Below are 21,579 nucleotides of genomic sequence, written 5' to 3'. Positions count from 1 at the left end.
TAGAAAATTTACAAAACCCTCTCTCTACTAACATATCATATTTTTTCTATCAGAAAAAGCGGCAACTCCACATGGAATTGCCGCTTATTTCAAAAGAGATCAAACCCCAGCGGTAACATGAATCCTAAAAATAGAACGAGCACGAATGCGACGATCCATTGAATCCATGCAACATTCGTATTTTTTCCTTTTTTCATGCCGCTTAAAACCATCTCCATTGCCCCGATTAACCATAGGCCAACAATAGCTTTGATGATGTATAATATGGAAATCGAAGCAATGCTATGTAATAAAAGCCCCCCTGTTATCACGGTGAAGATGTAAAACAAACGAAGTGCCATTTGTACAATTTTTGCTTTCGAAGCCCCCGAGCGTTGCAATGAAACGGCGATAAAAAACAATATAACGGTGATTAACCAACTTGTAATATGTGCATGTGTCATGCCATTTCCTCCTTTTTCACATATTCATCCCCATCATAGCATGCATCAATCAGAAAAAACAAACTTTATATAAAAACTATTTATCTCCCCTGCTCTAGGAGGAAAGTCAACAGGTTCCTGTGTGCTACAGAGCTTCTGCCTTCGCATAAACACTCGCTCTAATTCCACAAGACTTTCATGAGCAAGGAATCCCTCCGCTCTCCCGGTTTAAGACTCTTTTCATCATTTACATCGTTTAACATCCCTTTTTTTGTTATAATAAAAAATAGCGCAAAAATTCCATAAATCACTAGGGAGGAACACGCATGAGCAAAACCACTGAAATTATCCGCTTAACAGAGCAATATGGCGCGAACAACTATCATCCGCTTCCGGTTGTTCTTACTAAAGGAGAAGGGGTATGGGTAGAAGACCCGGAAGGCAATCGTTATATGGATATGTTAAGCGCTTACTCAGCCGTCAACCAAGGGCATCGCCACCCGAAAATTATTCAAGCACTAAAAGAGCAAGCAGATCGCATCACATTAACTTCGCGCGCGTTCCATAATGATCAGCTAGGCCCTTGGTATGAAAAAGTCGCGAAATTAACCGGTAAAGACATGGTTTTACCGATGAATACAGGTGCAGAAGCGGTAGAAACCGCTTTTAAAGCGGCGCGGCGCTGGGCGTACGACGTTAAAGGCGTAGAAAAAGATAAAGCGGAAATTATCGTTTGTGAAAACAATTTCCATGGCCGAACGATGGCAGCGGTATCAATGTCCTCTAGCGAAGAGTATAAACGCGGTTTCGGACCGATGCTCCCAGGCATTAAAATCATCCCATACGGCGATGTGGAAGCATTAAAGAAAGCGATTACACCAAATACGGCAGCTTTTATTTTTGAGCCGATTCAAGGCGAAGCAGGGATTAATATCCCGCCGGAAGGCTTTTTGAAAGAAGCGTACAATGTATGTAAAGAAAACAATGTTCTTTATATTGCGGATGAAATTCAATCTGGCCTCGGCCGTTCTGGAAAAATGTTTGCTTGCGACTGGGAAAATGTCGTTCCAGATATGTACATCCTCGGTAAAGCATTAGGAGGCGGCGTATTCCCTATCTCTTGCGTAGCAGCAAACCGCGACATTCTCGGCGTGTTTAATCCTGGCTCCCACGGCTCCACATTTGGCGGAAACCCACTTGCATGCGCGGTATCCATCGCGGCGCTTGATGTCATTATCGAAGAAAAATTGCCGGAACGTTCGTTGGAATTAGGGAACTATTTCATCGAAAAACTGCGTGAAATTCAACATCCAGACATTAAAGAAGTGCGCGGAAGAGGACTGTTTATTGGTGTGGAACTTCATACTTCCGCCCGTCCATATTGTGAAAAATTAAAACAAGAAGGGCTGTTGTGCAAAGAAACGCACGATACCGTCATTCGTTTTGCTCCACCGCTCGTTATTACAAAAGAAGAATTGGATTGGGCAATAGAGCGGGTGAAAAAAGTGTTTGCTGGGGTATAACAGTGAAACGGGGCTGGTGAATAATAGAAACGCCCCGTTTTTTCTTACTCTCCAATTTTATTTCTTAACGTTCCGATTCCTTCGATCGTAATTTCCACAACATCTCCCGCTTGTAAAAAGCGCGGCGGCTTCATTCCTTTTCCGACTCCCGCCGGCGTTCCGGTAGCGATAATGTCTCCTGGTTCCAGCGTGATTCCGCGAGAAATGGTTTCAATAATCGTTTCGACGTTAAAAATAAATTGCTCTGTGCTCGCTTTTTGTCTTATTTCTCCATTCACTTTCGTCTCTATTTGCAGCTTATTTGGATTTTCAATAAGTGATTGATGGACAATCCATGGTCCCATTGGACAGAATGTATCCAAACTTTTTCCAAGCAAATATTGTTGATGCCGTTCCTGCAAATCACGTGCCGTAATATCATTGATAATGGTATAACCAAATACATAATCAAGTGCCTCTTCTTTGCGAATCGCCTTTCCGCGTTTGCCGATCACAACAGCAAGTTCTCCTTCGTAATCCAATTCGTCTGTCACATCAGCGTGGCGCAAAACCGTTTCCTCATGTCCGATCACCGTTGTCGGCACTTTGGAAAATACAATGAGGTGCTGTGGGATATCCAACTTCCCTCCTAGTTCGATGGCATGATCTGCGTAGTTTTTTCCAATGCAAAAAATATTTTTGGATGGGCGCGGAATCGGTGCCAGCAAACGAACATCGTGTAAATCATACATATATTGTGTAGACGGGTTTTCTTTTACCCATGCTGCAATTTCATTTACTCTATTAAGAAACTCATCTCCTAACGCGATACACTCCAACAATGACGACGGAAGCGTCATGCGCTTTTGCATCGCCTGCTCGGCAAGGTGTAAATGAACGACCTTCTCACTCTCCTCGACTATACCGACAAATATTTTATTATTACGCTGTGCTGTAACAAATCTCACCGTAAAATCTCCTTTCTATTTGAATTAATATGTACTTGTTTACAAAAAACCTACTATTTGTTTAATTTTGTCTAAATTAGTAAAATTACTACTTATTTTAGCGAAAACCTTTCTTTTTTCGTCGCTATATGTATAATAATGTTTAGCTTCTTTTCTTCCATTCACATTCATGGCTTTCGTCGTAGGTAAAAAGAATTGATCATGGCGCTTAAGTAGTTTTTTCTTAAAAGCTTCATTACAAAAATGAATCGAAAAACATGATCTTAGTGACGGTGAATGCAATGGTGATTTTAATTGAGGAAAAGCGGCAACAAATGATCGAATTAGCATTGACGTATGGATTTACCGCCAAAGAAACGATCGAGTGCAGTCAAGAACTAGATGAACTGATTAATCGTTATTTGCGGGAAACAGCAACGATCGAACATTCTTTCTTACCTGTCCCTCCTCAGTAATGATTGTGAAGGGGGACTTTTTTATTTGCGAAAGGGTTGTCTTTTCCCATAAGTTACAGACCGCCATATCCATTCGAGCGGACCGATCCGAAAAAACTGAAACCATTTTTGGCTTCCTATCAGTTGTACACCATAAATAAGAAATACGAGCATACTTCCGAAAAACATGCCGATATGTCCATACCATCCAAATCCATAACTATAAAACAACAGTGTACAACATACTGATTGCAACAAATAGTTAGTGAGCGACATCTTTCCGATATGATGGAAAATGATTAGTTTTCGCCGCCATTTTTCCTTTTGAAATAATAGAATAATAGCTGTGCCATAAAAACATGCTAGCGCTGTTCCTCCAAATATATTTTGAATATACTCGGTGAAATAATTTTTCACCGTAAAGTATGGCAACAGCTTTAGAAATATTCCTAATAGAAGTGACCATAATGCAATTTTTTTAATTACGGAAATGTAACGTTCTGCTTCCTCCACCCATCGTTTTTGTGCAACATATCCCCCGAACAAACAAAGAGGCAACACCGTAAGAACCGTAAATAATAATCCTCCTGAACCATTGGCGTACATCCAGTCATTCCAGCGTTGCCAAAAAATATCGGACATAGACCCGCTTTGATAATTGCGCATCGCTTCCATCGCCAGCTGGATGCTGCCATTTCCTGTTTCTTTTGTTCCTTCTAAAAACATAAGCATTCCAAATAACAGCGCCATAAATAAGTGAGGAATCAAAAAGCAAACGAACGCTCCAATCATCCATGTGCGCGGCCGTGCTTGAGAAAACAGAAGCAATATTCCTCCAGCGATGGCGTATGAAATTAAAATATCGCCAAACCAAATCAAAAAAGCATGAACAATCCCGAACATAAGCAGCATAGCCAGCCGGCGTAAAAATGTTTGAATAAATGGAAGCTGTTTTTTACGCAGCCGATCACGAAACAGTATCATGCTAAAGCCAAATAAAAATGCAAATAACGGATAAAAACTTGCCTCGCAAAAAACGTCAATGGCCGCCATGGTCCAATCATCGAGCCGGCTATTTGTCTTCATGTTTCCATACATAACCGGTGATGAAAAATGAGGCATGTTCGCCATCAAAATTCCTAATAGGGCAAAGCCGCGCAGTACATCAATAACCAAGATCCGCTCGTGATTTGCCTGTTTGTCCATTTTTTCTCCTTTCTTTTCACATCGACCGTTTGACAGAAAAAAGGCTCCGCATATGCGGACGCCATTTTTCTTTAATTAACATAACGGCCTGTTTTCCCAACAGAATCCCAATACTGTTTACGTAAATGCACTTTTTGAATTTTTCCTGATGCCGTTTTTGGCAATGCATCGACAAACGTTACACCAGTAATCGCCTTAAAATGCGCCAATTTTTCCCGTGAGAAGGCAATCAATTCCTCTTCCGTCACTTCATGGCCAGGCCGAACGACAACAAACGCGTGAGGCGTTTCTCCCCATTTTTCATGCGGCGCAGCGATTACTGCCGCTTCCAACACCGCCGGATGTTCATATAAAACGCCTTCTACTTCAATGGAAGAAATATTTTCCCCACCGCTAATAATAATATCTTTTTTCCGGTCGACAATGTCAATGTATCCATATTCATCTACTGTTCCCATATCACCAGTATATAACCAGCCATTGCGGATTGCCTCCATCGTTGCCTCTGGATTTTTCCAATACCCTTTCATCACATTGTTGCTTCTTATAATGACTTCACCGATCGTTTTTCCATCATGCGGCACTTCATCACCATACTCATTCACTACCTTTACTTCACAACCGATCATCGGATACCCCGCTTTTGCTTTCAGGCGATATTGTTTTTCTAACGGCAAATCACGCAAATGGGAGCGGATCGTGGAAATCGTGTTAAGCGGTGAAGACTCTGTCATGCCATACACTTGGGTGAACTACCCCCACTTAATTTCTAGCGAAAATTTGAAGTGGGGGCTTCCAAAGAAGTTTGACTGCTTCAAGCAATCCTTATTCTTTGAGGCGTGTCCACTTCGCCGCTAGAGCATAAGACACTCAGGTCTACAGCTTTACTTTTCTTTAAGATGTTTAATGCGCCATTGACATCAGCATTAATTAGTTTGCCAGACTTTGTTCGATACAAGCCGCGCTTAATACGTTTGCCGCTGAACTTATATTCTTTTGGATTGTCGGCATTATATTCAGGAATCTCATCGCCGTCAAAAAAGCTGGCTTGAGACGTATAGGATTCTTCCTGTTTCAAGAATTCAATGCCGTAAAATTTACAAAGATATTCTAGTTTTTCTTTTATGTTACCGAGAGGAATATTGACAAAGTTTTGATTTGTCTTTTTTCCTAGATTCATATTGCGCTGCCATGTTTCCGCATAGCCAATGACAAGTTTGCCAATTTGATTTTCAATACAGTAGTTTATGATGTAACGGCAAGTCTTGTTGATATAATCATTCACTTTATTATTGCGATTCATAGCAAGCAACGCCTGTTTACGAGTGGTGCCTTTGATTTTTTGCTTATCTTTAATGCTTTGAAGTCTGGCATTTTCTTTGTTAAACCATTGATTAATACTTTTTAATCTCCGACGTTGTACATGTTCTTGGCAATATGGCACAGTTCTCGAAGAGTCAAGTATTCTTCTTTGGTCAAACCATTTAGCTGTTGTTTGATACAAAAATACATTTTTTCACCTCCCATCTAACTATATGATACTATATTTTACTGAATCTATCCTATTTTCAGCAAAATATAGTTAAGGCGATTCATCTCCCACTTACTCCGCTTCGCTTCGTTGAAGTGGGAGTCTTCTCGCCTAATTAAGATAAAACGGCGCTCCCCATCCGTTCACATGAAACATCGGCAATATATGCAAATACGTATCTTGGTCGGAAACGCGGAGATGATGCATCGATATTAACGCGTGAAGATAATTATTACGGTGTGTTAACATGACACCTTTTGGATTTCCCGTCGTTCCGCTTGTGTATAAAAGGCTACATACATCGTTTTCGTCAATGTCCGGACGATCAAACGACGTGCTAGGATGCTGCGCTAACCATTCTTCGTAATCGATTTCATCTGTTTCTTCATTTTTTTGATGAACAATAATCGTCTTTACGGTCTGCAGTTTGTCCTTAATTGGTGCGATGAAATGATATAAATCTTGATCAACAAATAACACTTTGCTTTCACTATGATTTAAAATAAACAAATAATCCTCCGGCCTAAGGCGAGTGTTCAGCGGGACCATGATCGCTCCAAGCTGAAATACACCGTAAAATCCTTCTAACATTTCAAGCGTATTTGGCGCCAAATATGCGACCCGGTCTCCTTTTTCTACCCCCAATTGTTTTAGACCGTGAGAAAGTTGATTCACACGCTCATTTAATTGTTTGTATGTAAGCGTGCGACCAGAGCAAATCATTGCTGTTTTGTCTCCATACAGTGAAACGGCTCTATCCAAAAATTGTGTTAATACTAATGGTACGCTCATTATTCCATCCCCCGTAAAATATTTTAGAAAATTCACAATTATATTATACATAATTTTTTATTATTACACCATATCTTATAAAAAGAAAAAGATGGCCTTTTTTTAATCGTGACCATCTAATTGTTTCCACGCACTCCTGCATCTTTTATATCAGGGTCAAACGTATTTGTTACACTGCAAAATGTATTTGTCTGCAAAAAATCGCCTGTATTTGCTCCCCCCCGCTCCTGAGTTCGTTTTCGCTGTACTTTTTGGAGCGATTTGCAGCACATCTCCCATATTTACTGTCCCGTTTCCGCTTACACTCGTCACTTTAACTCCCCCGATAATCGTCGCCGGCATATCCATTCTCCTTTTTATATTTTTATATATCATATGACAAAAAAATCGATTCGTCTGGACATCCATCGTGCGTTTAACTGTTTTGTCGCTTTTTCATACACTAACAGTAAGCATATAAAATAAGGAGGTAGAGCGCATGCCATCCTTTATTGGCGGCCCAATTAAAATTACTCACGTTAGTGGTGACGGAACGGTTAATTTTGGGGATGTGTTACAAATTGCACCAAAAAGTACACTTAAATCAAATACTGGCTCTGGCGGCAGCAATAATGGCGACTTTTTACAAACAAATACGTTCGTCAGCTTTACAAACACCAGCGATCCTGATGTGAATGACTCCAATACTACCGCAAATAAATGAACCTCTCCCACCTTCATTCCATTTAGAGGTGGGAGACTTTTTGGGAAAAATCTTAAAACGCTCACGTTTTTGCCGCCGCGCCCATACATTATCATAAGAACAAGAGAAAGGTGCATGCGTTATGCCAGCATTTGTCGGAGTTGTTAAGTTAAACAGTATCGGAAGCAGCGGCGTGTTTCACATTGGAGACGTGTTTGCGATTTCGCCACACAGTGTTGCCAAAACATTTGCCGGTGCCGGTTCATTTAATACAGGAGATGGCTTGCATATTTATAACTATTACAGCAATACGAATATAAACGATGCGGACATCGCGGATGAAAATGTAGTAGCTAACGCCTAAAAGGGGGAGAACCAATGAATTTTTATATTAGCCAAAGTATTTGCATTTATCAATTGAAAATAGGTTCTGTTATGAACTCATCCGTACTGCAAATCGGCAGCGCTGGCAGCATCCAAGCGCTTTCTACACTAACAAACACAGGAGGATTCACGAAGCCTGCTCCACACGCTACCGCCATCGTTCCATTGGCAGGAGGAGCATCTAGCAGTCCTCTAGTCCCGCTTCATTCAGCAACTCGCTAAAAAAGCATGAAAATAGTGATGACAACAAAAGGCCGTCCATATATTGAAATAAGAAGGGACTTTGGAGAGGATGATTTCAACATTATGTTCCTATATGACTATTTTGCGAAACTGCGGCGCTACTTGTCATGGCAAACAAAAAAAATACAATCGTTAGAACAGCGGCTTCTCCTCCTTGAAAAACAGCTAATAGAACTTCAACAACAACCGCGTACAACCATTGAACGAATCGAATATAAATTTGACCAATTAAAAGTAGAAACATTGGAAGGGACATTAAATATTGGCATTACTCCCAACGGTGTTGGCAACACTATCGAAGATTTTGCCGTTCAACCTGAAAAAACAATAGTTCCAAAGCCGGAACCAGTCTTATTCCGCACCATTCAAGAAAAAGTTCATGCTTATTTAGAAAAGGAAGCAAAGGAAACGTTAAAGAAATTGGAAGAACAATATGCACTTCGTCTTGATGACACGTATCGACATTTTATTTTGCAAGACATCGCTCGACAAGTGGACGAACGAATCCATTTTTATTTACAGCAAAAAATGAATAACGGATACGTCCCTGCATCGGACAATGATAAATCGGTCGAAAACGAAATTTTTCAAAAAGTAAAGATAGATATTGAACAATCGCTTGACCTTTTTCTAAAACATTTACCAAAACAAGGGGGAGAACAATGAACTATACAGTGATTAACCGCGATATCCATGTTGGCGATATTCACTTAACAGCTATAACAAGCTCCGCCATTTTTTTAGTTGGAGATGCAGATGTTATTAATCTCGCTTCCACTTTCGACACGCCGCCGGAATCGTTAATTATCGGTCCATTCGTCCCACTCGCTCCAAGAGGAGAATAATCATGAAACGAACATCGATGGTAGAATATTTTCATGGAGAAACAGTTGTTTATAGTTCTGTTTTACAAATCGGTGATTCACGGGAAATTACTTCGCGTTCTCGCGTTTTAGCGGTTCAACGACAATATGAATTATTTTTCGGGGGCGAAGGAGAAGAAATTTTTCCTATCTTTACAAGACCAATTCCCAAATTGCAGCCAAACAGCAATGATATTTTCATTCAAACCCTTCATCAATCTCCCGTTATTTCCGTTCGCTCCATTCGTATGTTAGCGGTTTCCACTTCTTCCGTTGTTCATATTGGATCGACTTCTACTGTTGATGCGGAAGCAAGAATTAAACATATTCGTCAGCTTGCTCCGGATTCTTCATTGCCTTCTATGACAAATACAGAAACCACTTCATCAATAACAAAGGATGAGAAATAATGCCTTCTGTCGTCGGACCCATTAAAATTAATACTGTCAGCAGTGGAGCAGTTGTGCAAATGGGGGATTGTCTTTATATCGCTCCAAAAGTAGCCACAAAAACAATGGCTGGTTCAGGAGGATTTAATACTGGGGATTTTATCATTACAAACAACGGCATCAGTTTAACAAACACGTTTGACTCCGATACGTTTGACAGCAATGTTGCTGCAAACAATTAGCAAAGCAGCCACTCCTTTTCAGGAAATGGCTGCTTTGCATTTTTATTAGTAAAAGTTACATGACTTCTAATCTAACTCTTGTTCCTCGCCCAGACGGTTCCGCCGGCTCAACAATAAGCCGCTTCGGCAGGCGGGAGCGAATTTCTTGCACATGACTGATTACCCCGACAGAAAGCCGCTGCGAATGAAGCTTTTCCAGTGCAGAAATAACCGTATCAAGAAGTTCCGCATCAAGCGTGCCAAACCCTTCGTCCAAGAAGAAAAACTGAAGCGGATATTCCCCACGCAATTGAATTTGTGCTGATAACGCCAATGCGAGCGATAATGATGTTAAAAACGTTTCTCCTCCTGATAATGTTGTCACTGGACGCTTTACCCCGCCATTGGCATCATCGCGAATGAGAAACCCTCCTTGTGAGTCGACTTCCAATGAATAGCGCTGTCTTGTCAACGAACTTAATCGCTCGGAAGCTATTCTTGTCACTTGAATGAGTTGTTCTTCCGCCATAAATTCGACAAAGCTGTTTCCCTTTAAAATCGACTGCAAATGTTTATAACGATCCATAAGAGCGGCTAACTCTTGTTGTTTTTTCTCTAATTCCGTAAACCGTTTATGTTTTTCCGTTAATTCTTCCACTTTGTTTTGCGCGGCACCCACTTGCTGCATGGCTTCATCTACTTGTTGTTTTATTTGTTCATATACAGTCTGCAATTGTTCCCATTGTTGTTGATCAATCATTTCCCCACCGATCGCTTCGGTCAGCTGCTGAAGACGATGCTGGGCATGTTGCACTTTCTGCCAATAATGTTTGATTTGCTGTTCCCACTCGAGGCGTAATTCTTCTGCCGCCTTTGCTTCTTTCACTTCGTTTTCATCGGCAAATGTTGTTTTTTTCAATTCATTAAGCCAACGCAATTTCGCTTCTTCGTACCGTTCTTTTCCTTCTTCCAACGACTGCTGTATCGCTTTTACTTCCGTTTCTAGAGCTTGGTATTGTTTTTGTGCCTGCAGCCATCTTTGATATGCTTCTTCTTCTTCTTTTTTTAAGTAAAGCAGCTGTTTTTCCACTTGAAGAAGTTGCTCTTCTACTTGCTTTCCACCTGCTTTTTCCATTAACTGCTGTTTATAGTCATCTGCCAGTTGTTGTTTAGCCTTCCACAAGGAAACAAGGCGGACTTTTTCCGTTTCCAGCTCTCGCTGCTGTTGGGCTAATCGCTCTTTTTCATTTAATTTAGTTTCAAGAAACGGAATGCTGTCATCGATTCGTTTTTGCAATTGCCGAACGATTTCTTCATGTTTTCGCATTTGGTTGCGGAGCGCTTCGATCGTATCAAAAGAAAAATCAGTATATTTTTCACGCCAGCTTGCTTCTAATTGATTGTATTCATTGAAACGATATTCCCGCTCCGTTTGTAATTCTTGTACATCTTTTTCTAGCAATCTTAATTCTTGCTCGATGGCTTGCTGTGACGATTCGGCATCACGCCACTTTTGCAGCGCCTGCTGAAGGGCTTCTTTTAATTGCAAACAATCTTGTTGAAGTGCTTTCACTTCCACGGCAATATCGATATCTTCTTCAACCTTTAATTTACTTACGTCGAATCGTTGGAACGTCCACTCATTTCCAATAAATTGCGCCAATTGTTCAAGCTGTGCTTTTAATGTGTGCAACACTTGCATATAAGTTTGTCCTTGTTTTACCTGCTGTTCCAATATAGCGATTTTCCCGCTGCTAACATTATTGTGCTCATATACATACGGATTCGGATGTTCGCATGACCCGCAGACAGGACATGGTTCTCCTTGGCGAAGTTGTTTAGCAAGAATTGCTGCCATCTCTGCAGTTTTCGCCTGCTCCGCTTTTTCGCGTTCTTGCTCGAGCTGTTGTTCATACCGATACAACCGTTTTTCTAACTGCCATTGTCTCTCACAGACAGAATGATAGACTTTCTCTATTTTTTGGAACAAAACGTGCAATTTTTCTTTTGCCGTCTCTGCGCGCTGTCTTCTTTTTTCTCGTTCCTTATTGGCCTGCTGTTGCGCTTTTTGTTTTTGTGCCAGCCGTTGTTGAATATCTTGAAGCGCATCTGTTATTCTTTCAATTTGCTGTTTTTCATCGTATGCCCGCTCAATCACTTCCTTTTGCTCTATAGAAGCTGCATATTTTTGCAGCTCTGCCTTTAACATTTGTTGTTTTTCCAGCCCGCGTTCATACAACTTTGCTGCTTCCTGCCATTCGACAAGCTTTTTCCGTTCTTCTTCTTCTAGCAAATGAATTTGTTTCCTCATTTCGTTTAATTCTGTTTCTAACGCATGGATTTGAGCCGCTAACTGTTTTGCTTGGGTGAGCTGTTCTTTTTTTGCTAATAAATGAGGTTCGGAAGCGGCCTTTTCTTGCCGAATACGTTCATAACGATGCATCGCTTTTTCATAAAGTTCTTTAGCTTGTACGAGTTTTTTCTGTAATTCCTTTTGTTTCTCCTCTGCATTGATCACAAACCGGCGCGCTTCTTCATACTGTTCGAGATATGGCCACATTCGTTCCGCTTGTTCCGCGCGTTCTTTTCTATTCTCTAATAAGCGAATATGTGATTCTTCACTGGCAAGGCGCGCTAGTTCGGCTTCAAGTTCTTCTTTTTCCCTTTGCCATGCCCATAACTGTTTCGTTCGTTCCATCGTTGCTTCCATATCATGTAATTCTGCTTTTCGCTTTTGCAATAACTCTTGTAATGTTCCTAACTCTTGTTTCGCGCGTTCAAGCGCTTCTTCCGATGCATCTCCTAAACCTGTCTTCTCAGCGATCACTTCATTTAATTCATTAGAAATGGCAGCGAGTTTTTCTTTCAATTTTTTATTTAACTTGTCTCCATATGGTTCCAAATGAAAAAGGCGCTGTAGCATCTGCCGTCGTTCGGCGCCTTTCAATGATAAAAATTCGGCGAATTTCCCTTGCGGCAGCACGACGGCGCGCGTAAAATCTTTCATCGTTAAACCAAGCAATTGCTCTATCGCTTTATTGACTTCCGTCAACTTATCCGCCAACACAACGGTTTCTGCGCCAACTTCGATAAGCCGGCATATTCCGCTTTTTAACCGCCATTCATCGCTACGTTTAAAGCTGCGCTCTACCGTATATCGCTTCGTGCATGTGGCATTTTCTAATTCAAACGTAAAAGAAACGAACAGTTCATTTTCCGCATGATTCATAATTCCTTGCGTATGGTTTGGCGCACGTTCCACACTGCCAAATAACGCAAGTGTAATCGCGTCTAAAATCGTCGATTTCCCGCTTCCAGTTGGGCCGAAAATGCCAAAGACGCCACCTTCGCATAATGATTGAAAATCAATCGTTTGTTTCTCGCGAAAACTGTGCAAACCCGCTATCGTTAATGAAATCGGCTTCACTCTTCCGTCTCCCCCTCTTCTTCCTGTTCCGCCACCAGTTCTAAAAATAATCGGACAAGCTCGTCGTCCGCCTTGCCGCCGCCTGTCTGGCGCTCATAAAAACGGCGGAACATTTCTTCTAATGATAATTGCTCTTGCTTCCGATTCTCTATATGCTCTTCTTTTTCTGGAAAGACAGGACGGATATGCACAAAACCAGAATGAAGCTTGCGCAATCGATAAATTTCCTCCATGGATAACGGCTGTGAAAGGTGAATTTCCAAATCAATCCATGCAGATGGATCTTTTCCTTCTTCACACCAGCGATATACTTGGGCAATTCCTTCGGTTGCTTGCCACCTTACTAACGGTTTGCCAGAGGACAACGGTATTTCGGAAACTATCGCTTTTTCCCTTGGTTTTACATCAACAATCGTAACAGATTTAGCGTATCCCGCTTCAGAAAAGCTATATGCAAGCGGTGAACCAGAGTAACGCGCCGCCGTTTCAGCACGTTTTACATCTTGCGGCCGATGCAAATGGCCAAGCGCGACATATTGAGCTTGTTTTGGCAAACTAGTAGCAGCTACTGTGTAAGCACCACCGACTTCAATCGGCCGTTCCGAATCGGATGTACTTCCTCCCGCCACATAAATATGGCTCATTGCGATGTTTACCGTCTTTTCCGAAAACGAAGCGGACATCGCTGCAAATAGATGGCGAATGCGCTCGTCGTATCGGTCACGCAAAGAAATTTCGGAATGTTCTTTGGACAGCAATTCTGCTAAACGCGATTCAGAAGGATACGGGAGCGGAGCGAGCATCATCGTTTCATTTCGCGCTGGCACTTCAATGCGATAGACGGTCGTATCCGGCCACCCTAGCAAAAGGATGCCGTAATCGGCTACTAATTTCCTAGCAGCGCTAATCCGCTCCGGATGGTCATGGTTACCGGCAATAACAGCAACCGGACGTTTTCCTTTATCTGAAAGGCGGGCAAGACTTTCGTAAAACAATTGTTCAGCTGCTGCCGGCGGATTAACAGAATCAAACACATCTCCCGCCATTAACACGACATCAATTTTTTCTTTTTCCACGATGTCGACAAGCTCATCAATAAATTGTTCCTGTTCCGGCAGACGGCTTCTTCCTTCCAGCGTTCTTCCTAAATGCCAGTCGGCTGTATGTAAAATGCGCATACGCTTTCCGTTCCTTTCTTTCTAGAAAGTATTCGGAAAAGAGGAGATCCTCTTTTCCGTTTCTAGTTTCTATATGGAAATAAGATGTGAGCCATCAAATAAATATAAATAACATTCATCTACATTGATTTTCCAAATTTGTTCTACAGCGCGACGGTATAACTGCATTTGTGTTTTATAGCGGGATATTATCACCTGTTTTGCTTCATGCCAACCTCCTGCGAACCGATTAGTTACGGTGTCTGTTTTAAAGTCGATTAATACAAGTCCTTTTTCGTCAGCAAATAAACAATCAATGACGCCTTGAACAAGAACTTTTCTTTCTTCGCCAACACCATCTTCATATACTTCTTTTGCCGGCAGCGCCAAGCTAAACGGCACTTCACGATACACTTCGTCTGCGGCACGTAGGCGCTTGCCGATTTCTGTGTCGAAAAACGCAACAACGCTCGAAATATCGATCGCTTCCGCCTGTTCGTGTGTTAGCAGCTCCATTTGAACTAATTTGGCTATTTGTTCACGAACCGTCTCTTCCGTAATTGGTGCTGTCAAATCGACTTGCTGCATCACAATATGCATTGCCGTTCCTTTTTCTGCCGGTGTCAATGTTTTCTCTCTCATAAACATTGGACGCTCAAACAGCGGTGTGGAAAATGAATGAAGCGGCATTCGGTCGGCATTTTCCCCAAAAATTTCACGATGTCGTTTTAACTCAGATACCGTTTGCTTCGCACGGACAAGCATTTCTTTTTCATATGCGTATTCCCACGAAAGAAGGCGATCAACCTCTTCCTTCCATTCCCCCGCGTTCGGAACACGCTCTCCTCGTTTTAACGCGGTGATTATTTGCTCATCCATCTGCTCGGCTTCTTTATCCACGTCATACAATTGGCTCGCCGGAATGACTTCCATATGCCAAATAGACGGATGGGAAGCGATTTTCTCACATACATAGGACAAATCACCGAAGTTTCGCCCGTCACGATGGCGGATGAGCGCTCTTCCGATCCAATCTAAGTAACAACGCGCAGAAGCACGGACATCATCCGGCAAAAGCCACTCTTCTTCCATCGCAGTGCTTTTCCATTTTGCTACTTCTTTTTCCGCATCTTTCACCGCTGCGATTAAATATAGTTTCTCTTTTGCCCTTGTTAACGCAACATATAAAATTCGCATTTCTTCCGCTAAAAAATCGAGCCGTTTCTTCTGTTTTATCGCGATTTGCGGCAATGTCGGATAGCTGATGCGCAGCTTTGGATCTACAAATCTCGCCGCAAACCCGAGTTCTTTATCAAGCAAATACGATTCATATAAGTCTCGCGTATTAAACGGACGCGATAGCCCTGCAATAAAAACGATTGGAAATTCAAGCCCTTTGCTGCTATGAATCGTCATAATGCGAACAACATCTTCTTGTTCGCCAAGGGAGCGGGCCGCACCTAAATCATCTCCGCGATTTTGCAGGCGTTCAATAAACCGTAAAAAGCGAAACAATCCTCGAAATGACGTCGTTTCATATTGCCGAGCTCGGTCATAAAGCGCGCGCAAATTCGCTTGTCGTTGTTTCCCGCCAGGCAAACCACCGACAAAATCGTAAAATTGCGTATCCCGATATAGCTGCCAAATAATATCCGCCAACGAACGCTGACGCGCCATTGTCCGCCAATGTTTTAGCTGTTCGTAAAACAGGCGCAATTTTTGTTGCAACGCTGCTTCTTCTTTGTCATCCACCGTTTTAGTCAAAAATGACACCATCGCCTCATAAAACGTGCCTTTTTTCTCATGAATGCGAATAAGCGCTAATTCATTTTCATTCAAACCGACAATTGGAGAACGCAAAACCGACGCAAGCGGTATGTCTTGATATGGATTATCGATCACTTTTAATAGTGACAGCATGATAGATATTTCTGTCGCTTGGAAATATCCAGAAGATAGATCCGCATACACCGGAATACCTTGCGCGCGAAATTCTTCCATTATTTGCGGAGCGGCCGTCATGGAACGGAGAAGAATAACGATGTCTCGATACATGGCGCGACGCATTCGTTTTGCTTTGCGATCGTAAACGTGAAACGGCTCGGAGACGATTTCCTTTATTTTTTTTGCCATCATGCGCGCTTCTAGCTGTGCTGCTGCTAGATCATTCGTGTCAAACTCCCCGGTTTCTTCGTCGTCTTTGCTATTTCGGTCAATAATGATCAATTCCGGCACTGCCTGCTCATTGTCCGGATAGTCAACGGCGCCATATTTTAATTCCGCCGCTTCGTCATATTCCATCTCCCCGACTGTTTCGCTCATAATTTGTTTAAAAATAAAGTTCGTTCCATGCAAAATTTCCGCGCGGCTGCGAAAGTTATTGGATAAGTCAATTTTCATTCCCGATTGCTTACCGTCTGCCGTAAACCGTTTATATTTGCTTAAAAATAACATCGGCTCCGCCAAGCGAAAGCGATAAATTGATTGTTTTACGTCACCTACCATAAATAAATTTCCGGTATGTTCATTTCCTTTTGTCACAAGCCGCAATATCGCTTCTTGCACCATGTTCGTATCTTGATATTCGTCAACAAGCACTTCAACAAATTGAGCGCGATAATCCAAAGCAGCGTCAGACGGAAGCCATTGTCCGTCAGTTGAATCTGGATGACGCAAAATTTGCAAACAATAATGCTCCAAATCCGAAAAATCGACGATTCCTTTTTCACGCTTGCGTGCTTGAAACATTTCCGTAAATTGTTTTACTAACCGAACAATCGTTTCAACGACCGGTTTCATCTCCCGCATATGGCGAAGCCATGTAGTCGGGCGGAGAGAAAATACATTGTCCCGCAACGATTCCAATTTCTTTTTCGCTTGATCGCGCAATGATTTTGCTTCTTCCACGAGCTGCGGATCGTATTCGTCGCCGCGGCACGATTTTAAACGCGATAACGACAACGACTTCATCGCTTCATATAGCTCGTCCCATGAGCGGTCTAACAATGCTTCTAAATGGGCGATAAGCTGCAAATCATCGCGATAATTTTCAGCTCGCGGCAACGGCCCTCCAGGCAAATGAGCCAGTTGTAAAGCTCTTGCAATAAGGCGTTTTGCCGCTGCCAATTCCATCTCTACATATTTTCTTAAGTAAGAAATATACGGAAGCTGCGTTAATGGAGTATCCTCGTCTATGTCATACATCGCAACAAGTTGGTCAAGCCATCTATACGGTTCCGGATGCGACCGGGAAAATTCATAGATAGCCAAAATCATTTCTTGCAGCTCAGCGTCGCTCCGGTCCCCTGTATAACGGTCCACCACTTCGAAAAACAGCTCGTTATCGGCTTTTCCGTACTCTTCTTCCAAGAGTTCTTCCATCACTTCTTCTTTCAGCAATTCCATTTCCGTATCATCAGCAATGCGAAATACGGGATCAATATCGATCAAATAGTAATATTTGCGAATAACGTCCAAACAAAAGGAGTGAATTGTTGAAATCGAAGCGCGATTCAACAAACTAAGCTGTCTGCGCAAATGGAGCGAGTTTGGCTGTTTATCCAGCTCGCGTTCGATCGCCTCGGCAATTCTCGTTTTCATTTCGGCCGCAGAAGCGTTGGTAAACGTCACAACAAGAAGCCGGTCGACATCAATCGGGTCTTCTTTCGCCGTAATTTTTTGGATAATCCGTTCGACAAGCACCGCTGTTTTCCCTGATCCTGCCGCCGCTGCCACTAAAATGTCTTGGCCATCCGCAACAATAGCCTTCCATTGTTCATCCGTCCACTGACTTTCCTTCGGTTTCGGACGAAAAACGATATTCATTTCAGTCCTTCCCTTCTGAAAATTTTTGAACAATTTCGCGGTTTTCTTCCGGAACTAACAAGCGATAGCGATTATTTGAAAACGATTCATCAAACTGACAAACCGACTTAAATGCACAAAACTCGCAAGGCGTCTGTTCATTTAACTTGTATGGCGAAATGTCGACGATTCCGTCGACGATTTGAATGCCAATGGTTTGAAACAGCTGGCGGATATGTTGGCGAAGACGCGAAAAATCTTCTTCACTGACCACCGATGAGCTGGAATGAATAGCGCCTTTTTTCGTAATTTGGGCTGGAACGATTAACGACCATTTTCCTTCCTCCATTTGCGTGTCCATCAAGCGGATTGCTTCCACATCCCCGAGCAAAAGCCCGCGCATTTTAAATTGTTCCAACAGTTTTCGTTCCACTTCTTTTTCATCATAAAGGAGCTGATCGCTTTTAATAATTGGATTGTGCACATGGAAATAAAGAATCCCGGCCGGAAAAGCTTCCTTGCCGACTAGCTGTTCTGCATAAGTGAGCACAATGTCCAAGTAAGTGAGCATTTGCAGCGCAAGGCCGTAATATACTTCCGTTAAATTCAGCGTTTTGGCGCTAGATTTATAGTCAATGACGCGCAATAGCACTCCCCTTGAACTTTCCGCTTTATCAACGCGGTCAATTCGTCCGACAAGCTCCATCACCGTACCGTCCGGAAGCCGGAACGTAAGCGGTGGAAGCACGCCATTTGGTCCAAACTCCAACTCAAGGCCAATCGGCACAAAACTGCTTGCTTTCGCGTGCTCACTTAATACATTCGTTGTCCGCGCAATAACGTTTTGCAGCTTTCGTTTCATATAATAGTAGCGATTGGAACTAAGCAATATTTGCTGCTGAATGAGCGGTGCGATTTGTTCCACCGCTTCCATTGACAGCTGCTCACACTGCTGTTTGGACAAATGGCGCCAATCAATTTTTGCTTCGCGAAGGCGGTCGGAAATAATTTTCAGCGCAGAGTGAAATAGTTGTCCAATGTCAGGAGCATCGAGCCGAAAAACAGCCCGTTCCTTTAACCGTAAGCCATGGGAAACAAAATGGGAAAACGGGCATTTTTGAAATTGCTCCATGCGCGATACGCTCGCCTGAATTTTTTTGCCGTACAATCGCTTGCTAATTTCTTTTTTCAACGGCGTTGCCTCATTCGTATAAAATACCCCTGCAATCGCTTTGCGCGCGTGACTTCTCCATTGTTGATCACTTACGTAAAAGTTATATACATCCCACCAAAGCGGCGCAATCGAGTAATTCCGTTTCCATGCTTGCAGTTGTGTTACAAGATATGTTAACGTCGCACGCGGAACAGTGACAAATTCATGTTGTTCCGCAAACGGCGCATCAAGCGGATCATTTCCGCAGACACGCTTTTGCAAATTCGGGAATAAATCAGTAAGATGCTTAATAATGATCGAAGGAGAGAGCGCTTTTCCTTCTTCATTTGCCAGCGGATAGGTCACATATAGCCGCTCGCTTGGACTCGTTAATGCTAAATAAATGAAAAACGGTTCATAAAATAATTGTTCTCTTCCTCCTGGAGCAACTCTCGTTCCAAACTGCTGTAAAAGTTCCCGTTCCGTTTCCGCCAGCAATCCGTCTTCTTTTGCTTTCGCCGGAATGATACCTTCATTTACGCCAATAATAAACGCGCATTTTACATCAATAAGACGAGAACGGTCTAATTGGGCAATAATCACTTGGTCCATCGCGGGTGGAACAAGCGAAAATTCGAGACGGTCAAGCCCTGTTTCGATGATTTTCGCAAACTCTGCTACCGGTATCGATTCATCTCCTAACATTTCTACATATTGGTTTAATAAATCAATCACCGCATTCCATACTTGCTCATGCTGTCTTGCTTCCATCAACCTGCCTTGTTCTTCCGCTTCTTTGCTCATTTTTTCTAGTTTTCTAGGAATTTGCAATTCTTCTAAGAATAAATAAATCGCTTCACAAAGGCTTTTTCCATCTTTCGCTCTACGCATTCGGCGCTCTAGCTTAGAGAGCGGAGCTGCAATTATATCACGCCATTCGTTTAACTTTTCTTCGTATTGCTTTTCCTCATCTGTTTGCGGGATGGATAATCCTTCTAATGCCTGGTAGCGGCGGTATGTCCAACGTTCACCATTTGTCCATTTTTCTCCTTTAATTCCGTATGCGAGAACATAATTTTCTAGCTGGTCCATCGCTTCTCGCAACGCAACGATATCTTCTTCCACTGGAAATAATAAATCGGTTTTAATGGCGCGAAATACCGATTCATAACGCCAGCGCGATGTAATAATTTCCATGCTGGCCCGCAGCAATTCAATAAGCGGGTGATGATGCATCGGCTCTTTTTCATCCATAAAATAAGGAATATGAAAATCATAAAAAATGGTTTTCACTAAATCGCGATAATCTTCCGTATTGCGAACAATCAAAGCAATATCACGATAACGATATCCTTTATCACGCACAAGATGAACGATTTCTCGAGCAATCGCTTCGATTTCCGCGCGGCGGTTTGCCGCTTCATACACATTAACCACCTCTGTCTCTTCTGAATAGACAACCGCGGGGCGCTCATGATAATACGCTTCAAGATGAGCAAGCGCTTTTTCTTGATGGCGCATATTTCTATCTAAAATCATGGTTTCTTCGATGGCAACATCATTTAAGAGCGCCATTTGGCGAATATCATGATAAGTTTTTGCCGTTAAATAAAATAAATGCAATTCATTTGGCAATCGGTCATCGTAAGGCGCATCTACTGTTAATGCCACAGTAACACGTTTACAATGAATAAGCAGCTGTTCAAGCACCATATACTCCTGTGGTGTAAATTGGTGAAACCCATCAATATAGATTTCTGCATTACGCAAATAGCGGGATTGCGGGATTTTTTCGGAAAGCAACCGCAAATAATCCTCCGAATCTATGTAATGGTTCAATAAACTTCTCTCTAGTTCCTCATAAATGATGGATATATCGTTTAATTTATCGGCTAACACCTTTTCAGCCGGCTTTTTTCCTTGTTCCGTCATCGCTTTTACATGTTCGCGAAGATGCTGTGGGGTAACACAATAACGTTTACATTCTGTAATCATGTCGTGAAGCTGTTTGATAAAGCCTGTTTTATCAACGGCGCGGCCAAATAATTTCAATTGTTGTTTCTTTTGTTCGACAATTTTTCGAATCATCATCTGCATTCCGATATCATTCACATGGTATCGACTCATTCCGCCAGTTTCCTGCAAAATACGCCATGCTAACCGTGTAAAGCTAAAAACTTGCGCCCGGATCATTCCGCCTAATCCTGGTGTATGTATTAACGCATATTCTGATTGAAACGTCATTTGCTCTGGAACAAGATAAATAATCGGATTCCCTTTTGGCTCTTCTTTTAATTTACGACGAATTTCATTTAAGCACGTTGTTGTTTTTCCACTTCCCGATCTTCCTAAAAGAAATCGAAGCGACATCGATATCACCTTCATTTTCTATTATTTTCTT

Annotated in this window: 16 protein-coding genes and 4 pseudogenes; 9 read left to right on the top strand and 11 right to left on the bottom strand. The window is 42.2% G+C overall.

Translation table 11 applies throughout. The features are described 5' to 3' along the window. Nucleotides 1-89: 89 nt before the first annotated feature. Nucleotides 90-443 carry a YisL family protein gene (locus B9L23_RS04025; RefSeq protein WP_012749382.1) on the bottom strand — a complete coding sequence of 118 codons (354 nt, stop codon included), beginning with the start codon at nucleotides 441-443 and terminating at the stop codon, nucleotides 90-92. Between the two features lie 305 nt (nucleotides 444-748). Between B9L23_RS04025 and B9L23_RS04020 the strand changes: the two genes are divergently transcribed. After that, nucleotides 749-1,945 (top strand): ornithine--oxo-acid transaminase, encoded by a 1,197-nt coding sequence (locus tag B9L23_RS04020; RefSeq protein WP_012749381.1) that lies wholly within the window; start codon nucleotides 749-751, stop codon nucleotides 1,943-1,945. Nucleotides 1,946-1,989: 44 nt separating this feature from the next. On the opposite strand, the gene B9L23_RS04015 is transcribed toward B9L23_RS04020, so the two are convergent. Beyond that, nucleotides 1,990-2,892: a fumarylacetoacetate hydrolase family protein gene (locus tag B9L23_RS04015; protein ID WP_089096914.1), complete on the bottom strand. Its 903-nt coding sequence runs from the start codon at nucleotides 2,890-2,892 to the stop codon at nucleotides 1,990-1,992. Between the two features lie 257 nt (nucleotides 2,893-3,149). On the opposite strand from B9L23_RS04015, the gene B9L23_RS04010 reads away from it, so the two are divergent. After that, nucleotides 3,150-3,347 carry an aspartyl-phosphate phosphatase Spo0E family protein gene (locus B9L23_RS04010; RefSeq protein WP_174525693.1) on the top strand — a complete coding sequence of 66 codons (198 nt, stop codon included), beginning with the start codon at nucleotides 3,150-3,152 and terminating at the stop codon, nucleotides 3,345-3,347. A 21-nt stretch (nucleotides 3,348-3,368) separates the two neighbouring features. Here B9L23_RS04010 and B9L23_RS04005 read toward each other — a convergent pair whose 3' ends face one another. The 5 genes and pseudogenes from B9L23_RS04005 to B9L23_RS03985 form a co-directional block, all read right to left on the bottom strand. Next, nucleotides 3,369-4,532 carry a DUF418 domain-containing protein gene (locus B9L23_RS04005; protein ID WP_089096913.1) on the bottom strand — a complete coding sequence of 388 codons (1,164 nt, stop codon included), beginning with the start codon at nucleotides 4,530-4,532 and terminating at the stop codon, nucleotides 3,369-3,371. Nucleotides 4,533-4,603: 71 nt separating this feature from the next. Continuing rightward, nucleotides 4,604-5,284: pseudogene (locus tag B9L23_RS04000) on the bottom strand (AMP-binding enzyme); the annotation flags it as partial. Nucleotides 5,285-5,346: 62 nt separating this feature from the next. Further along, nucleotides 5,347-5,955 (bottom strand): annotated as a pseudogene (locus tag B9L23_RS03995) (RNA-guided endonuclease TnpB family protein); the annotation flags it as partial. A gap of 228 nt (nucleotides 5,956-6,183) precedes the next feature. Next, nucleotides 6,184-6,855: pseudogene (locus B9L23_RS03990) on the bottom strand (AMP-binding protein); the annotation flags it as partial. A gap of 116 nt (nucleotides 6,856-6,971) precedes the next feature. Continuing rightward, nucleotides 6,972-7,197, bottom strand: a pseudogene (locus B9L23_RS03985) (spore germination protein). A 136-nt stretch (nucleotides 7,198-7,333) separates the two neighbouring features. Between B9L23_RS03985 and B9L23_RS03980 the strand changes: the two are divergent. The 7 genes from B9L23_RS03980 (at nucleotide 7,334) to B9L23_RS03950 (ending at nucleotide 9,658) form a co-directional block, all read left to right on the top strand. After that, on the top strand, nucleotides 7,334-7,558 hold the full coding sequence (locus tag B9L23_RS03980) for a spore germination protein (RefSeq protein ID WP_062677223.1): 225 nt from the start codon (nucleotides 7,334-7,336) through the stop codon (nucleotides 7,556-7,558). Between the two features lie 121 nt (nucleotides 7,559-7,679). Continuing rightward, complete coding sequence (locus tag B9L23_RS03975) at nucleotides 7,680-7,901, top strand: spore germination protein (RefSeq protein ID WP_062753867.1); 222 nt, start codon at nucleotides 7,680-7,682, stop codon at nucleotides 7,899-7,901. Nucleotides 7,902-7,915: 14 nt separating this feature from the next. Then, complete coding sequence (locus B9L23_RS03970; RefSeq protein WP_012749373.1) at nucleotides 7,916-8,143, top strand: spore germination protein GerPB; 228 nt, start codon at nucleotides 7,916-7,918, stop codon at nucleotides 8,141-8,143. 84 nt (nucleotides 8,144-8,227) lie between these two features. Further along, nucleotides 8,228-8,830 (top strand): spore germination protein GerPC, encoded by a 603-nt coding sequence (gene gerPC, locus B9L23_RS03965; RefSeq protein WP_062754021.1) that lies wholly within the window; start codon nucleotides 8,228-8,230, stop codon nucleotides 8,828-8,830. Continuing rightward, entirely contained in the window at nucleotides 8,827-9,009 is a 183-nt protein-coding gene (locus B9L23_RS03960; protein WP_012749371.1) for a hypothetical protein, read from the top strand. Before gerPC ends, B9L23_RS03960 begins: the two co-directional genes overlap by 4 nt. Before the next feature lie 2 nt (nucleotides 9,010-9,011). Then, complete coding sequence (locus B9L23_RS03955) at nucleotides 9,012-9,437, top strand: spore germination protein GerPE (protein ID WP_062677222.1); 426 nt, start codon at nucleotides 9,012-9,014, stop codon at nucleotides 9,435-9,437. Next, complete coding sequence (locus tag B9L23_RS03950; protein ID WP_012749369.1) at nucleotides 9,437-9,658, top strand: spore germination protein; 222 nt, start codon at nucleotides 9,437-9,439, stop codon at nucleotides 9,656-9,658. The genes B9L23_RS03955 and B9L23_RS03950 overlap by 1 nt, the downstream gene beginning before the upstream one ends. 55 nt (nucleotides 9,659-9,713) lie before the next feature. On the opposite strand, the gene B9L23_RS03945 is transcribed toward B9L23_RS03950, so the two are convergent. The 4 genes from B9L23_RS03945 to addB form a co-directional block, all read right to left on the bottom strand. After that, nucleotides 9,714-13,064: an SbcC/MukB-like Walker B domain-containing protein gene (locus B9L23_RS03945; RefSeq protein WP_089096912.1), complete on the bottom strand. Its 3,351-nt coding sequence runs from the start codon at nucleotides 13,062-13,064 to the stop codon at nucleotides 9,714-9,716. Beyond that, complete coding sequence (locus tag B9L23_RS03940; RefSeq protein ID WP_081188627.1) at nucleotides 13,061-14,242, bottom strand: exonuclease SbcCD subunit D; 1,182 nt, start codon at nucleotides 14,240-14,242, stop codon at nucleotides 13,061-13,063. The genes B9L23_RS03945 and B9L23_RS03940 overlap by 4 nt, the downstream gene beginning before the upstream one ends. 69 nt (nucleotides 14,243-14,311) lie before the next feature. Beyond that, nucleotides 14,312-18,046, bottom strand: a complete 3,735-nt coding sequence (gene addA, locus B9L23_RS03935) for a helicase-exonuclease AddAB subunit AddA (protein ID WP_089096911.1) — start codon at nucleotides 18,044-18,046, stop codon at nucleotides 14,312-14,314. 1 nt (nucleotide 18,047) lies between these two features. After that, nucleotides 18,048-21,548, bottom strand: coding sequence for a helicase-exonuclease AddAB subunit AddB (addB, locus tag B9L23_RS03930; RefSeq protein ID WP_281255465.1), 3,501 nt, complete (start codon nucleotides 21,546-21,548; stop codon nucleotides 18,048-18,050). Nucleotides 21,549-21,579: the final 31 nt, after the last annotated feature.

Origin of the sequence: Parageobacillus galactosidasius (assembly GCF_002217735.1) — a bacterium.
Taxonomy (GTDB): domain Bacteria; phylum Bacillota; class Bacilli; order Bacillales; family Anoxybacillaceae; genus Parageobacillus_B; species Parageobacillus_B toebii.
The sequence above is the reverse complement of the archived record's forward strand: the minus strand, read 5'-3'. Positions and strand labels throughout refer to the sequence as shown.

What these genes read in the sequence shown, in the direction of transcription:
- B9L23_RS04025 (WP_012749382.1), bottom strand. Translation starts at nt 443, where the DNA reads ATGACACATGCACATATTACAAGTTGGTTAATCACCGTTATATTGTTT.
- B9L23_RS04020 (WP_012749381.1), top strand. Translation starts at nt 749, where the DNA reads ATGAGCAAAACCACTGAAATTATCCGCTTAACAGAGCAATATGGCGCG.
- B9L23_RS04010 (WP_174525693.1), top strand. Translation starts at nt 3,150, where the DNA reads ATGATCTTAGTGACGGTGAATGCAATGGTGATTTTAATTGAGGAAAAG.
- B9L23_RS04005 (WP_089096913.1), bottom strand. Translation starts at nt 4,532, where the DNA reads ATGGACAAACAGGCAAATCACGAGCGGATCTTGGTTATTGATGTACTG.
- B9L23_RS03980 (WP_062677223.1), top strand. Translation starts at nt 7,334, where the DNA reads ATGCCATCCTTTATTGGCGGCCCAATTAAAATTACTCACGTTAGTGGT.
- B9L23_RS03975 (WP_062753867.1), top strand. Translation starts at nt 7,680, where the DNA reads ATGCCAGCATTTGTCGGAGTTGTTAAGTTAAACAGTATCGGAAGCAGC.
- B9L23_RS03970 (WP_012749373.1), top strand. Translation starts at nt 7,916, where the DNA reads ATGAATTTTTATATTAGCCAAAGTATTTGCATTTATCAATTGAAAATA.
- gerPC (WP_062754021.1), top strand. Translation starts at nt 8,228, where the DNA reads ATGTTCCTATATGACTATTTTGCGAAACTGCGGCGCTACTTGTCATGG.
- B9L23_RS03960 (WP_012749371.1), top strand. Translation starts at nt 8,827, where the DNA reads ATGAACTATACAGTGATTAACCGCGATATCCATGTTGGCGATATTCAC.
- B9L23_RS03955 (WP_062677222.1), top strand. Translation starts at nt 9,012, where the DNA reads ATGAAACGAACATCGATGGTAGAATATTTTCATGGAGAAACAGTTGTT.
- B9L23_RS03950 (WP_012749369.1), top strand. Translation starts at nt 9,437, where the DNA reads ATGCCTTCTGTCGTCGGACCCATTAAAATTAATACTGTCAGCAGTGGA.
- B9L23_RS03940 (WP_081188627.1), bottom strand. Translation starts at nt 14,242, where the DNA reads ATGCGCATTTTACATACAGCCGACTGGCATTTAGGAAGAACGCTGGAA.
- addA (WP_089096911.1), bottom strand. Translation starts at nt 18,046, where the DNA reads ATGAATATCGTTTTTCGTCCGAAACCGAAGGAAAGTCAGTGGACGGAT.
- addB (WP_281255465.1), bottom strand. Translation starts at nt 21,548, where the DNA reads ATGTCGCTTCGATTTCTTTTAGGAAGATCGGGAAGTGGAAAAACAACA.